This is a genomic window from Nocardia sp. BMG51109, assembly GCF_000526215.1.
Taxonomy (GTDB): domain Bacteria; phylum Actinomycetota; class Actinomycetes; order Mycobacteriales; family Mycobacteriaceae; genus Nocardia.
In genome coordinates this window covers 2,203,319-2,215,419 of sequence record NZ_JAFQ01000004.1, presented here as the reverse complement: position 1 = coordinate 2,215,419, position 12,101 = coordinate 2,203,319, and the positions used below count along the sequence as shown (strand labels likewise).

Below are 12,101 nucleotides of genomic sequence, written 5' to 3'. Positions count from 1 at the left end.
AATGGGAGGCGAGGAGTTCGCGTGTTGGAAATCGCGGGTCTGCGGAAGCGGTACGGCGACGTGGTGGCGTTGTCGGACATGACATTCGACGTGCGCGCGGGAGAGATGTTCGGTTTCGTCGGCGCCAACGGCGCCGGAAAGACGACCACCATGCGAATCGTCATGGGAGTGGTGGGCGCCGACGGCGGGGAAGTGCGCTGGGCGGGGCGGCCGATCGATCTAGCGGTGCGTCGGCGGATCGGGTACATGCCGGAGGAACGAGGGTTGTATCCGCGCATGCCGGTCGGTGCGCAATTGCGGTATTTCGCTCGCCTGCACGGTGTTCCGGCCTGGGAGGCGGATGCCGCGGCGCGGCTGTGGATGCTGCGACTGGGCATCGACGGGCGCGCCGACGACGACGTGCTGAAGCTGAGCCTGGGCAATCAGCAGCGCGTGCAGCTGGCGACGGCGCTGGTGCACGACCCGGACATCCTGGTTCTCGACGAGCCGTTCTCCGGCCTGGATCCGGTTGCGGTCGAGGTGATGAGCTCGGTGCTGCGAGAGCGCTGCGAGGCCGGCAACAGCCCGGTGGTGTTCTCCTCGCATCAGCTCGACCTGGTCGAGCGGCTGTGCGATCGGGTCGGGATCGTCCGCAACGGCACCGTGATCGCCTGCGGCACGGTCGACGAACTGCGTAGTCGCGGGCCGGCCCGGCTCGCGATCGACGTGCCCGACGCTCCCGACGACTGGGCCGCCCGGCTGCCCGGCGTGGAGGTGGATCACCGAGACGGGTCGCGCTGGACCCTGCGCCTGACCGAGGAAGTCGACGACCAGCGGGTGCTCGCGGCCGCGCTGGCCGTGAGCCCGGTGCGCGAATTCGCCCGCGTGCAGCCCAGTTTGAGCGAGTTGTTCCAGCATGTCGTCGCCGATACCGATCAGGAGGCCGCGTGAGCAGCGATCAGATGTCCGGGACGCAGGCGATTCGGCTCGTCGCCGCCCGGGAGGTCGGTACCCGGCTGCGCTCGCGATCGTTCCTGGTGATCACGATCGTGCTGCTGGCGGCGGTCGTCGGTTCGGTGCTGCTGTTCCACTTCCTGGGCCGGGGCCAGGCCGCGTCGGTGCAGCAGATCGGTGTCACCGCGGAGACGGCCGAATACCAGCAGTTGCTGGTCAGCGCCGGGCAGGCGACGGGCAAGCAGATCCGGACCACGGTGGTCGACCGGGCCGCGGGTGAGGCGAAGGTCCGCGACGGTGATCTGGCGGCCGTGCTGGTGGACGCTCCCGACGACTGGGCCGCCCGGCTGCAGGTGGTGGTGAACTCGGCGCTGCCGAACGATCTGCAGGCGCCGCTCGGCCTGCTGGCCCGGCAGCTCGCGCTGAATCAGCAGATCGTCACGCTCGGCGGCGACCCGGCCACGGTTCAGCAGGCCCTGGCCTCGGCGACGGTGGTCACCCATCCGTTGCAGGCGGCCGACGAGCACCGCGCCGCCCGCATCGGCATGGCCAGTGTCGTGGGCGTGCTGACCTACGTGATGCTGCTGATCAGCATCCAGCTGACGGGGCAGGGGGTGGTCGAGGAGAAGGCCAACCGCATCGTCGAGCTGCTGCTGGCGACGATCCGTCCCTGGGAACTGTTGGCGGGCAAGGTACTCGGCATCGGCATCGTGACGATCGCCCAGGTCGCGGTGCTGGCGGCGGCCGGCGCCGGCACCGCGGTGGCGACGGGGGTGCTGCACATGTCGGCCGCGGTCCTCACCGGCGTGGTCGGGTGGGCGCTGGTCTGGTACCTGCTGGGCTATTTCCTGTACGCGCTGGTGATCGCCGCGGCCGCGTCGCTGGTGTCCCGGCAGGAGGATCTGGCCTCGGTCGCCACCCCGGTGACCGTGCTGGTGATCGCGGCGTACCTGATCGGGCAGACCACGGTGCCGGCCCACCCGAACGGGACGACGACGGTGGTTCTGTCGCTGGTCCCGCTGTTGTCGCCGGTCCTGATGCCGATGCGCGCCGCTTATACGGTGCCCGGCTGGCAGATGGCCGCCGCCGTGGCGCTCACCCTGGTGACGATCGCGGTGACCGCCCGCCTGGCCGGGCGCGTCTACGGAAATGCCGTGCTGCTCACCGGAAGCCGTGTCTCGCTGCGTACCGCGCTGCGGCTCGACCGATCGAGCCGGGCACGGCTGTTCGGTCGAGGGCGGCAATCCGGCGCGGTTGTCGAGGCCGCCCCGGCGGCGCGCGACGAGGAGCCGGAGGCCCCGGCGAGAGATGTGCCCGAAGACGACCGGACCGCATCGACCGCCGGGCTGCCCGGATGACCGACGTCGCCGGGCCGAACGCCCTCCCGCCCGGTCCGGCGACGTGACCGACCGGCGGTCCGCTCACCCTTGTGGGGCCGACGGACCACCGTGAACTATTCGGAGCGGACCGAGTCCGGGTGTGGAACCGGATGTCGCCGTGTTCCTCTGCCTGCGGGCACTCTGCTCGGCCCGGATGAACTCCGGCGGCGTGACACCGACACGGCCGAAGACCAATTGGTCCATTTTGTGACGGGTGTGACATAGCATCGGGAACGGTCACCACCACTGTCCATCCTCTCAGGAGGCAGCTCGATGACTCCGGGTTCGCGCATGTTCCGCACCGTTCTGGGCTGCTGTGCCGCCGTGGCCGTGGCCGTTTCGACCGCACCGCCGGTCGCGGCCGACCCCGGTCCCGACGACGTTCCGCTGCCCCTCGGCCTGATCGAGGCGGTGCGCCGGGACCTGGGCATCGACGCGCACGAATATCTCGCCCGGGTCGCCACTGCGCAGCGGCTGTCGGAGTTCGCGAAGGCGGCCCGCCGCACGTATCCGGCCGTCTTCGGCGGAACACGGATGGACGGCGGCCGCCCGATCGTCATGCTGACCGCCGGGACGCCCGCATCCGGTGCCCGGAGGGACGCCCAGAAGGCGGGATTCGTGGTGGAGACGGTCGCCGACAGCGAGGCGAGGCTGCGCGACCGCCAGGCCGCGTTCGAGCGCTGGCTGGGTGACCAGCCTCGATCCGTGGCGGATGCCATCGTCGGATACGGCGTCGATCTGCTGCACAACAGCCTCGAGATCCGCGCGACCGAGGACGTCCGGGTGCCCGACGCGGTCGGGCCCGTCCGTTCCGTCGTGATGGCGATGCCCGAGGTCCTGCCCGACGACGGCCCCGCTGCCGGCCGGCCGATCGCGGACGCCGAGTCCACCGAGCCCGTCGTCGGCGGCCGGCCCTATGCGGTCGAACTCGGCGGCAAGACCCACCGGTGCTCGTACGGCTTCAACGGCACCGATGCCGAGGGGCATGCGGTCAATATCACCGCCGGACACTGCGATCCCGGCAACCTGGTCGACCCTGCCGCGAAAAGCGCACGGCCGCAACAGGTCTTCGATATCCGCGACAATCGGCGTGGCGACGAGATCGGCCACTTCGAGGTTTCGAACTTCGCCCCGCACGACTACTCGATCATCCGGATCGACGATTCGGCCGCACCGCGATTCCGGAACAACCTGGTGTCGACCGAGCGGGTGGCGCCCCCGGCCGAGGGCGCGGGCAGCAGCGCCGGATGGCCGTCTCTCGGCAGCAGCGACGCGGCGGCCGGCGACGAGCGGGATCTGCTGCGGATCGACGGAACGGCCGACCCGGTGGTCGGAGTCCCGGTGTGCAAGTCCGGCTTTCGGTCCGGTTACTCCTGCGGCCCGGTCCTGGCGGTGGGCCAGCAGGGCCGGCTGAGCGACGTGCCGGGGCACGATGGGAAGGCCGTCGAGATTGAGGACATGTTCGTGGTCAATCTCTGTGCCCAGCGCGGCGACAGCGGCGGGCCGATCTTCGCCGGCACCAAGGCGGTCGGGGTCAACAGCGCCATCCTCACGGCCGCCACGCCGCTGGACCAGGGTTGCGGGCATCTGCCCATCCTGCTGGGCCAGCCGATCGGCACCGTGCTCGACGACAACCCCGGCCTCACCGTTCGTACTCGCTGATCCTGGACGTCCGCCCGCGTCAGGGCTCGCCGACCGCCGCCCTGTGCGGTTCGGCCACCGCGGGGCCGGGGCGGCGAAGGGTGTCCGGCACGAACGCACGGGAAGGGTCGGTCCGGGTCATCCGGTCGAACCGGCGCGCGGAGGCGGGCCAGGGATTGGTGACGGCGCCGCTGGCGTGCTGATACCAGCTCCCTCCCGAGGTCCAGACCGTGGCCTCCAGCCGGTCCCGCAGCCACTCCCGGTACCGTGCGGCGACGTCGGGCGCCACCTCGATGGCGGCCGCGCCGGTCCGGTCGCGCCAGCGGAGGCATTCGATGATGTAGCGGATCTGGCATTCCTTCATGAAGGGGTTGGATCCGGTGCTCAGGAAGGTGTTCGGGCCGGCGATGAGGAACATGTTCGGGAACTCGGGCACGGCCAGCCCGAGATAGGCGTCGGCGCCCCTGGCCCAGCGCTCGTGCAGGCTCGCGCCCGCCCGGCCCACGACGGTCAGCGGCACCAGGAACTCCGGTGCCCGAAACCCCGTGGCGTACACGATGACGTCGGCGGGACGGTGCCGCCGGTCGACCGTCTCGATGCCGTCGGCGGTGATCCTGGCGATGGTCTCGGTGACGAGTTCGACGTGCTCCTCCCGCAGTGCCGGATAGAAGTCGCTGTCGAACAGGATGCGTTTGGCCCCGATCGGGTACTGCGGTGTGAGCGCGGCCCGTAACGCCGGATCGGGGATCTGCCTGCGCAGATGTGTCCGGGCGAGGTGCTGGGCCGGCCGGGCCGACCAGCCGCGCCCGGCGATCGGCGTCAGCGCGAGATCCGCCCCGTGGTGCAGGGCCCGCCGATACAGTCCGTGCATCCCCGGCAGCCGCAGCGCCGTCCGTGCCACCGCGCCGAACCGCGCGCGTGGTTTGGGGAGTATCCAGTGCGGTGTCCGCTGGTAGACGGTGACCCGGCGGGCGTCGCCGGCGATCCGCGGGACCAGTTGCGCGCCACTGGATCCGGTGCCGATCACGGCCACGTCGCGGCCGCGCGGATCCAGGGAGTGCTCCCAGGCCGCGGAGTGGAACGCCGCGCCGGTGAACTCACTGCGGCCCGCGATGTCGGGTACGTAGGGCCGGTGCAGCTGACCCACCGCGAAGATGACGGTGTCGGCGACGACCACACCGCCGTCGGCGGTGGCCAGGGTCCAGTGGCCGGCGGTGTCGTCGTAGACGGCCTCGCGGATCGCGGTCCGCAGCCGTAGATGTGGTTCGAGCCCCTCGGCCGCGACGACCTCGTGCAGATACGCCAGAATGCCGCTTTGCCGCGGGTAGCGCGTGCCGGTATCGCGGTACGGGCGAACGGACAGCGAATACAGGTGCGACGGTACGTCACACGAGCATCCGGGGTAGGTGTTCTCCCGCCACACGCCGCCGACGTCCGCGCCCTTCTCCAGGATCACGAAGTCGTCGAAACCGGCGCGTTTCAGCGCAGATCCCATGCCGATTCCGCCGAAACCCGCACCGACGACCGCCACCCGCACCTGCGCGCACGCGCCCACCGTGAACTCCCCTCGCCGCCACCGTCGCCGACACCACACCCGCGAACATTGCACCTTTTGCGAGGATTCTATGTACCCGGTCTCAGTGATAGTTAACAAATGGCAATCGGCGGCGTGTTCGGGCGGCCGGTTGCCGGGAGCGAGGCCGTCGCGGCGGTGGCGGCCGGGTCGGCGGAGCCCGGTCCTCGCGACGCCCGGTTCCGCGCATCGCAGTAGGGTGGGAGCCATGAAATTTCTCCTCACCATCGGCGTGGTTGCCGCAGTCGTGTTCGCCGTCAGCAAGTTCCGTCAGCGCAACGACGCCGACCTGTGGCACGAGGTGACCTCCCGCTGACGGGGTGCACCCGGGGCCTTAGCTCAATTGGCAGAGCACTGCCTTTGCAAGGCAGGGGTTAGGGGTTCGATTCCCCTAGGCTCCACCAGGCGGTATCCGCTTCCCGTCGGCGCATCGGATGCGTCCGGCGGTCGAAATCCGCAGTGCCGGACGGCTTCCCGGCGCAGCAGGTGAGATGTCATGAATCACACAGGGATTCGGTTCGGGGGCGGTGCGCGCGGACAGTGAGTGATCACTACCCGATGATGCGTGGCCGAGCGGGCCGTAAGGTCGAGACATGGCGTCTCCGGAGTTGTCGAAGCTGGTGCAATCGGTCGTCGAGCCATACCTGCTGAACGGTCCGCGCCGCTACACGCGGGAGGACGTCTCCCGGCAGTCCGGATTGCCGCCGGAGCTGACCCGCAGGCTGTGGATATCGCTGGGCTTCCCGGCCAACCCGGACGACGAGGCGGTCGAGTACACCGACGCGGATGTCGAGGCGGTCAACAACTTTCAGAGCCTGGCGGCGCTGGCGGCGACCGACGTGCGGCAGCAGTCGGGGGCCGCGCGCACGCTCGGCCAGTCGATGGCGCGGCTGGCCGAATGGCAGGTCGACCTGGTGGCTGAGGAGATCGTGGACCGCATCCGGGCGATCACCGCCGCCGATCCGGCCGCCGATGAGGCCGCGATCGCCCAGGAGGCGACCGAGGAGGTCGTCTCGACGCTGCAGCAGTTGCAGGCCTATGCCTGGCGCCGGCACCTGGCGGCCGCGCTGGGCCGCTCGCTGGACGGCGACGGGTCCGGCGGCGGCGACACCACCCTGCGCGACCTGGCGGTGGGCTTCGCCGACATGGTCGGCTACACCCGGCTGACCCGCCATCTCGATCCCGAGGAACTCACCCGGCTGCTGGAGTCGTTCGAGACCATCACCACCGACGCGATCACCGGCAACGGCGGCTGGGTCATCAAGAACGTCGGCGACGAGGTGATGTTCGCCGCCGAATCGGCGGCGGTGGGCGCCCGGATCGCACTGGCCGTCCAGGAAGCCGCGCTCGCCGACGGGAGCACGCCGGAGCTGCGGGTGGGGCTGGCCTACGGCGAGGTGCTGCAACGCTTCGGAGATCTGTACGGATCGGTGGTGAACACGGCGGCGCGGCTGACCGGTGTGGCCCGGCCCGGGACGGTGCTGATCGATGACGGCGCGGCCGCACAGGTGGCCGGGGAACCGGGATTCACCCTGCGGCATCTGCGCGGGGTCCGGGTGCGCGGATTCAATCGCCTGCGCTCGCACGTGCTACGGCGCGCCTGACCGGGATCGCCACCGGGAGAAGGAAGTTGGCCGCGAAGAGGTCGGCTCGGAAAGACCCGGAAATTAGGAGCGGGCCTCGGCGAAGGGGGGGAGTTAGCCGAGGCCCGCGTAAGGTCGGCCCGGGGGGGAGGGGCCGACGTGAATGATCCTACGCGACGATTCGCGATTGTGTGTGTATGAGGGCCGCCACTTTCGGAAACTTTTTCCGGTCGTGGTCGCGGAGGCCTGTTTCCGCCTTTCGGAAGCGGGTGCCGGTAGTGCTTCGAAACGCTTGAATATGTTGGGGGACAAGCATTTCCATCTTGCCGAACCAACCCGGATGTGAGGCGTATAGGGGGTCGGTGTCGCGTATGCGACGATCCGTTCGCGCCCGGCCTGGTTGTGCCGTTCCGGATTGCCCGGTTCCTCCGGCGTGTCGAATCCGCGTGCGGTCGTCCGGGTGAGTATCGCCGGATGTGCGAGATCGAGTAGCGCGCTACTCGGGATCCGGTCCGGCCGGTCGGCGACGATCTAATCGGCCGCATCCCGCCGGCACCCCCGAGCACCGCCGGATCCCCGGGATGCGGCCTCCTGCCGTCCGGAGACCATCCACGGTGGCGGGTCGTCGACCAGCATGTTCGGGTTCCACGATATTCGGATGAAACTTGTCGGTGCTGTGGGCAATACTGGCGCCAAGGTCGATCGGGTCGCTGTTGATCAGGTCGCCACACACCCATCCATGAACGGCAGGTGCCTCATGCCCGACGCCATCATCGCCGAGGGTCTGGTCAAGAAGTACGGTCGGCTGACCGCCCTGGACGAACTCGATCTGACGGTCCCCGAGGGGACGGTCACCGCGCTACTGGGCCCCAACGGTGCCGGCAAGACCACGACGGTCCGGGTGCTGACCACGCTGCTGATTCCGGACGCCGGCAGCGCCACGGTGGCCGGGATCGACGTACTGCGCGAACCGCAGCGGCTGCGCGCGCGCATCGGCGCCTCCGGGCAGTACGCGGCCGTCGACGAGTACCTGACCGGGTTCGAAAATCTGGAGATGGTCGGGCGGCTGTACCACATGGGCGTGCAGCGCAGTAAGGACCGCGCGCGGGAGCTGCTGGACCGGTTCCGGCTCACCGACGCCGCCGACCGACCCGTGAAGGGCTACTCCGGCGGCATGCGCCGCCGCCTGGATCTGGCCGGCGCCCTGGTCGCGAACCCACCGGTGCTGTTCCTCGACGAGCCGACCACCGGCCTGGATCCGCGCGCCCGCCTCGACCTGTGGGACGTCATCGAGGAACTGGTCGCCGGTGGTACGACGCTGCTGCTGACCACGCAGTACATGGAGGAGGCCGACCGGCTGGCCGACACGATCGCCGTGATCGACCACGGCAAGGTCATCGCCCGCGGTACTGCCGACGAACTCAAGACCATGGTGGGCGGCGACCGCATCGAGCTCACCGTCGAGCAGGCCGACAGTCTCGCGATCGCGCAGCAGGCCCTCGCCCCGCTCGCCGTGGGCGAGATACATCTCGAGCCCGCCCTGCGCCGTATCACCGTGCCGGTCAGCGAGGGATCGCAGGCCCTGGTGGATGCGATCGGGCGCCTAGCCGAACACCGGGTCCGAATTCACGACGTGGGGTTGCGCCGCCCGTCGCTGGACGACGTGTTCCTGACCCTGACCGGCCACGAGGCCGACGAATTGATCGGCGAGAACGGCGGCGCCGGCGAGAACGGCAGTGCCGGCGGGCAGCGCGCCGCCGATCGCGTCGAAGCCACGGAAGGACATTCCCGATGAGTACGGTTACCGCCCTGGCCGATCGGCCTTCGGCCGGCCAGCGGATGTCGATGGTGGTCACCGACAGCCTGACGATCACGAAGCGAAACGTCATCAAGATCAGGCGCGTTCCGGACGTGCTGATCTTCTCGACGCTGTCGCCGATCATGTTCGTGCTGCTGTTCGCCTACATCTTCGGTACGGCGATCGAGGTGCCCGGCCCGCCGGGTGGCTACCGCGAGTTCCTGATCGCCGGCATCTTCGCGCAGACCTCGGTCTTCGGTGCGACGTTCACCGGGTTGAGCCTGGCCGAGGATATGCAGAAGGGCATCATCGACAGGTTCCGCTCGTTGCCGATGGCCCCGGTGGCCGTGCTCATCGGCCGCACCGCCGCCGATGTCGTGATCAACGTGGTGAGCCTGGTCGTGATGTCGCTGACGGGCCTCGTGGTCGGCTGGCGCATCCGCGGATCGTTGCTCGACGCCGTGCTGGCCTATGTGCTGCTGTTGCTGTTCGCCTACGCGATCTCCTGGATCATGGCCGTGGTCGGCCTGATCGTGCGGGCGCCCGAGGTGTTCAACAACGCCAGCTTCATGGTCATCTTTCCGCTGACCTTCCTGGCCAATACCTTTGTCCCGCTGGATAAGCTGCCGGCCCCGCTGCGGGTGTTCGCCGAATGGAATCCGGTCTCGGCGGTCACCCAGGCCACCCGCGACCTGTTCGGGAACTCGGGTCCGGCGGTGCCGGGGGCGGATGCCTGGCCGATGCAGCACCCGACGCTGACCACGCTCATCTGGGTGGTCGTGATCCTGGTGGTGTTCGTGCCGCTGGCCGTGCGTCAGTTCAAGCGCTCGGTCAGCCGCTGAGCAGCCTTTTCTGCACGAAATGTCGTGCTGTGCCACAGTGGTCGCATGCAGTTGCGCAATCGGCTGATCGTCGCCGCCCTCGTCGGATTCGCCGGCAGCGCCGCCTGGCTGGTGGCTCGCCGCCGCCCGCAACTTCCGGAACCCGCCACCGAGCCCCCGCGCCTGGGGTACTCGACCAACGGATCCACGCCACACGAGGCCGCGCGCCTGCCGTAGGGCACCGCATGGGGGGCGGGCCGGCGGCACCATGCGCAATCACGGAGTACTCGGGAACGATGCCGATCGAACACAGCGGCAGCGCGCGGTCAGATGCGGCTCGATACCCCGCGTGCATGGCACGATGTTCGTCGTGACCTCACCGAATCAGACCGCCGTGGCCACCCTGCACACCAACCACGGCGACATCAAGATCTCGCTCTTCGGTAACCATGCCCCGAAGACGGTGCGCAACTTCGTCGGTTTGGCCGACGGTTCGGCGCAGTACTCGACGCAGAACGCGAGCGGTGGCAGCTCCGGCCCGTTCTACGACGGTGGCACCTTCCACCGCGTGATCGATGGGTTCATGGTTCAGGGCGGTGATCCGACCGGCACGGGCCGCGGTGGTCCGGGGTACGAGTTCGGCGACGAGTTCCACCCGGAGCTGCGCTTCGATCGCCCGTATCTGCTGGCCATGGCCAACGCCGGGCCGGGGACCAACGGTTCGCAGTTCTTCATCACCGTCACGCCGCAGCCGCACCTGAACCGCCGCCACACCATCTTCGGCGAGGTGGTGGAAGCGGATTCGCGCAAGGTCGTCGACGCCATCGCCATCACGCCGACCGACCGCAACGACCGACCGAAGGATCCGGTCGTCATCTCTTCCATTTCTCTCGACTGAAGCCTCATCGGAGTTCCGTGAATCCCCAACCGCCCGCATCGGCCTGCTTCCGCCATCCCGATCGGCCCACCGGCCTGGCATGCACTCGGTGCGGTCGGGCGGCCTGTCCGGAATGCCTGCGGCCGGCCTCGGTCGGCCAGCACTGTGTCGACTGCGTGCGCCAGGGGCAGGCCGACGTGCGCCCGGTGCGCACCGTGGCCGGCGCCCCCGCCGCCCAGCGGTCGGTTCCGTACGTGACCTATGTGCTGATCGCGATCAACGTCGCGATCTTCGGGATCACCGCCGGGCAGTCGCACAGCATCACGTCCAACTATGGATCGACGCTGTTCTACGACTGGGTGCTGGCGCCGCCGAGGGTGGCCGACGGGGAGTGGATCCGGGTGCTCGGCACCGGGTTCCTGCACTACGGTCCGCTCCATCTGCTGGTCAACATGTTCGCGCTGTTCATCCTCGGCCGCGATTGCGAGATGGTGCTGGGCCGGCTGCGGTTCATCGCGGTGTACCTGGCCTCGCTGCTGGGCGGGTCGGCCGCGGTCATGTGGCTGGCCCAGGACACGGCGACGGCGGGCGCGTCGGGCGCGATCTACGGCCTGTTCGGCGCTATGGCGGTGATCCTGCTGCGGCTGCGGCAGAGCCCGACCCAGGTGCTGGTGCTCATCGCGATCAACCTGCTCATCAGCGTGTCGCTGCCGAACGTGTCGCTGTGGGGCCATCTCGGCGGTCTCGCCGCCGGCACGCTCGCCACGGCCGGCATCCTCTTCCTGCCGCAGTGGCTGAAGGCCGGTAGCCCGCAGGCCGCGCGGACGATCGGCTGGGGTGCCGTGGCCGGCTTGGTCGTGGGTGCGCTCGTGCTCATCGCGGCCGCGGCGGCGCAGCTGTCCTGAGCCGGTCGGGCGGGCCGTCCTGGGCTGGTCGGGCGCGGTTGTGTGCTGGGCCGGTCGGCCCGCGAGCCCGGCTTATTCGCGAGCGGGCCTATTCGCGGACGAGCCCCTGCTCGATCATCGCGTCGAGGACGTCCTGGGGATGCGTGCCGAGATCCCAGCGGCCGAAGATCAACAGCCGCTCGTCGCCGCGGTGGTCGACATCGAGTTCCAGGTTGGGCACCTTCCGGCCGAGCCGCCGGAAGCCCACCACGCGCGCCCGCAGGATCTTCTCGCGCGGGTATTCCACCGGCCCGAACAGGCCACGCACGATCAGCGCCGGGTCGGCCCCCGGGACGATCGTCAGCCGCGGCCGCTGCCGCAGCCCGAGCGCGGTCAGGCCCAGCAGCAACAGCGCCGCCAAGCCGACCAGCAGCCGGCTGGGCGCATCGCCGGTCAGGACGGCGGCGCCGATCAGCACGACACCGCCGACGGCCGTCGCGGCGAGCGCGGCCGGAGGGGTGGACCAGGCGAGCCGAGGCGCCGAATCGGATGCGGTCACGGTCCCCAATCGCTCCTCGAGTTGTCCACAGGATCATCCACAAGTGTGCATGA

The 12,101-nt window shown here is 69.6% G+C and carries 12 protein-coding genes and 1 tRNA gene; 11 read left to right on the top strand and 2 right to left on the bottom strand.

Annotated features, from left to right (window positions below; all coding sequences use genetic code 11):
* Positions 1-78: 78 nt before the first annotated feature.
* The 3 genes from D892_RS0111490 (at position 79) to D892_RS0111475 (ending at position 3,974) form a co-directional block, all read left to right on the top strand.
* Entirely contained in the window at positions 79-930 is an 852-nt protein-coding gene (locus D892_RS0111490) for an ABC transporter ATP-binding protein (RefSeq protein ID WP_156959945.1), read from the top strand.
* Complete coding sequence (locus D892_RS0111485) at positions 927-2,291, top strand: ABC transporter permease (RefSeq protein ID WP_051499044.1); 1,365 nt, start codon at positions 927-929, stop codon at positions 2,289-2,291. The genes D892_RS0111490 and D892_RS0111485 overlap by 4 nt, the downstream gene beginning before the upstream one ends.
* Positions 2,292-2,585: 294 nt before the next feature.
* Complete coding sequence (locus D892_RS0111475; RefSeq protein WP_156959469.1) at positions 2,586-3,974, top strand: S1 family peptidase; 1,389 nt, start codon at positions 2,586-2,588, stop codon at positions 3,972-3,974.
* 19 nt (positions 3,975-3,993) lie between these two features.
* On the opposite strand, the gene D892_RS0111470 is transcribed toward D892_RS0111475, so the two are convergent.
* Entirely contained in the window at positions 3,994-5,508 is a 1,515-nt protein-coding gene (locus D892_RS0111470) for an NAD(P)/FAD-dependent oxidoreductase (RefSeq protein WP_024801374.1), read from the bottom strand.
* A 226-nt stretch (positions 5,509-5,734) separates the two neighbouring features.
* On the opposite strand from D892_RS0111470, the gene D892_RS48475 reads away from it, so the two are divergent.
* The 8 genes from D892_RS48475 to D892_RS0111430 all read left to right on the top strand — a co-directional run bounded on the left by D892_RS48475 (position 5,735) and on the right by D892_RS0111430 (position 11,510).
* Complete coding sequence (locus tag D892_RS48475) at positions 5,735-5,842, top strand: DLW-39 family protein (RefSeq protein WP_232236058.1); 108 nt, start codon at positions 5,735-5,737, stop codon at positions 5,840-5,842.
* 12 nt (positions 5,843-5,854) lie between these two features.
* Positions 5,855-5,930, top strand: a tRNA-Ala gene (locus tag D892_RS0111460).
* A 189-nt stretch (positions 5,931-6,119) separates the two neighbouring features.
* Positions 6,120-7,130 carry an adenylate/guanylate cyclase domain-containing protein gene (locus tag D892_RS0111455; RefSeq protein WP_024801373.1) on the top strand — a complete coding sequence of 337 codons (1,011 nt, stop codon included), beginning with the start codon at positions 6,120-6,122 and terminating at the stop codon, positions 7,128-7,130.
* A 736-nt stretch (positions 7,131-7,866) separates the two neighbouring features.
* On the top strand, positions 7,867-8,904 hold the full coding sequence (locus D892_RS0111450; RefSeq protein WP_024801372.1) for a daunorubicin resistance protein DrrA family ABC transporter ATP-binding protein: 1,038 nt from the start codon (positions 7,867-7,869) through the stop codon (positions 8,902-8,904).
* Positions 8,901-9,749, top strand: coding sequence for an ABC transporter permease (locus tag D892_RS0111445; RefSeq protein WP_024801371.1), 849 nt, complete (start codon positions 8,901-8,903; stop codon positions 9,747-9,749). The genes D892_RS0111450 and D892_RS0111445 overlap by 4 nt, the downstream gene beginning before the upstream one ends.
* A 45-nt stretch (positions 9,750-9,794) precedes the next feature.
* Positions 9,795-9,965 (top strand): hypothetical protein, encoded by a 171-nt coding sequence (locus D892_RS47690; protein ID WP_198036879.1) that lies wholly within the window; start codon positions 9,795-9,797, stop codon positions 9,963-9,965.
* A 133-nt stretch (positions 9,966-10,098) separates the two neighbouring features.
* Entirely contained in the window at positions 10,099-10,626 is a 528-nt protein-coding gene (locus tag D892_RS0111435) for a peptidylprolyl isomerase (protein WP_024801370.1), read from the top strand.
* A 17-nt stretch (positions 10,627-10,643) separates the two neighbouring features.
* On the top strand, positions 10,644-11,510 hold the full coding sequence (locus D892_RS0111430; protein WP_084161029.1) for a rhomboid family intramembrane serine protease: 867 nt from the start codon (positions 10,644-10,646) through the stop codon (positions 11,508-11,510).
* Between the two features lie 88 nt (positions 11,511-11,598).
* Here D892_RS0111430 and D892_RS0111425 read toward each other — a convergent pair whose 3' ends face one another.
* On the bottom strand, positions 11,599-12,048 hold the full coding sequence (locus D892_RS0111425; RefSeq protein ID WP_024801368.1) for a PH domain-containing protein: 450 nt from the start codon (positions 12,046-12,048) through the stop codon (positions 11,599-11,601).
* Positions 12,049-12,101 lie beyond the last annotated feature (53 nt).

What these genes read in the sequence shown, in the direction of transcription:
- D892_RS0111475 (WP_156959469.1), top strand. Translation starts at nt 2,586, where the DNA reads ATGACTCCGGGTTCGCGCATGTTCCGCACCGTTCTGGGCTGCTGTGCC.
- D892_RS48475 (WP_232236058.1), top strand. Translation starts at nt 5,735, where the DNA reads ATGAAATTTCTCCTCACCATCGGCGTGGTTGCCGCAGTCGTGTTCGCC.
- D892_RS0111490 (WP_156959945.1), top strand. Translation starts at nt 79, where the DNA reads ATGACATTCGACGTGCGCGCGGGAGAGATGTTCGGTTTCGTCGGCGCC.
- D892_RS0111450 (WP_024801372.1), top strand. Translation starts at nt 7,867, where the DNA reads ATGCCCGACGCCATCATCGCCGAGGGTCTGGTCAAGAAGTACGGTCGG.
- D892_RS0111445 (WP_024801371.1), top strand. Translation starts at nt 8,901, where the DNA reads ATGAGTACGGTTACCGCCCTGGCCGATCGGCCTTCGGCCGGCCAGCGG.
- D892_RS0111455 (WP_024801373.1), top strand. Translation starts at nt 6,120, where the DNA reads ATGGCGTCTCCGGAGTTGTCGAAGCTGGTGCAATCGGTCGTCGAGCCA.
- D892_RS47690 (WP_198036879.1), top strand. Translation starts at nt 9,795, where the DNA reads ATGCAGTTGCGCAATCGGCTGATCGTCGCCGCCCTCGTCGGATTCGCC.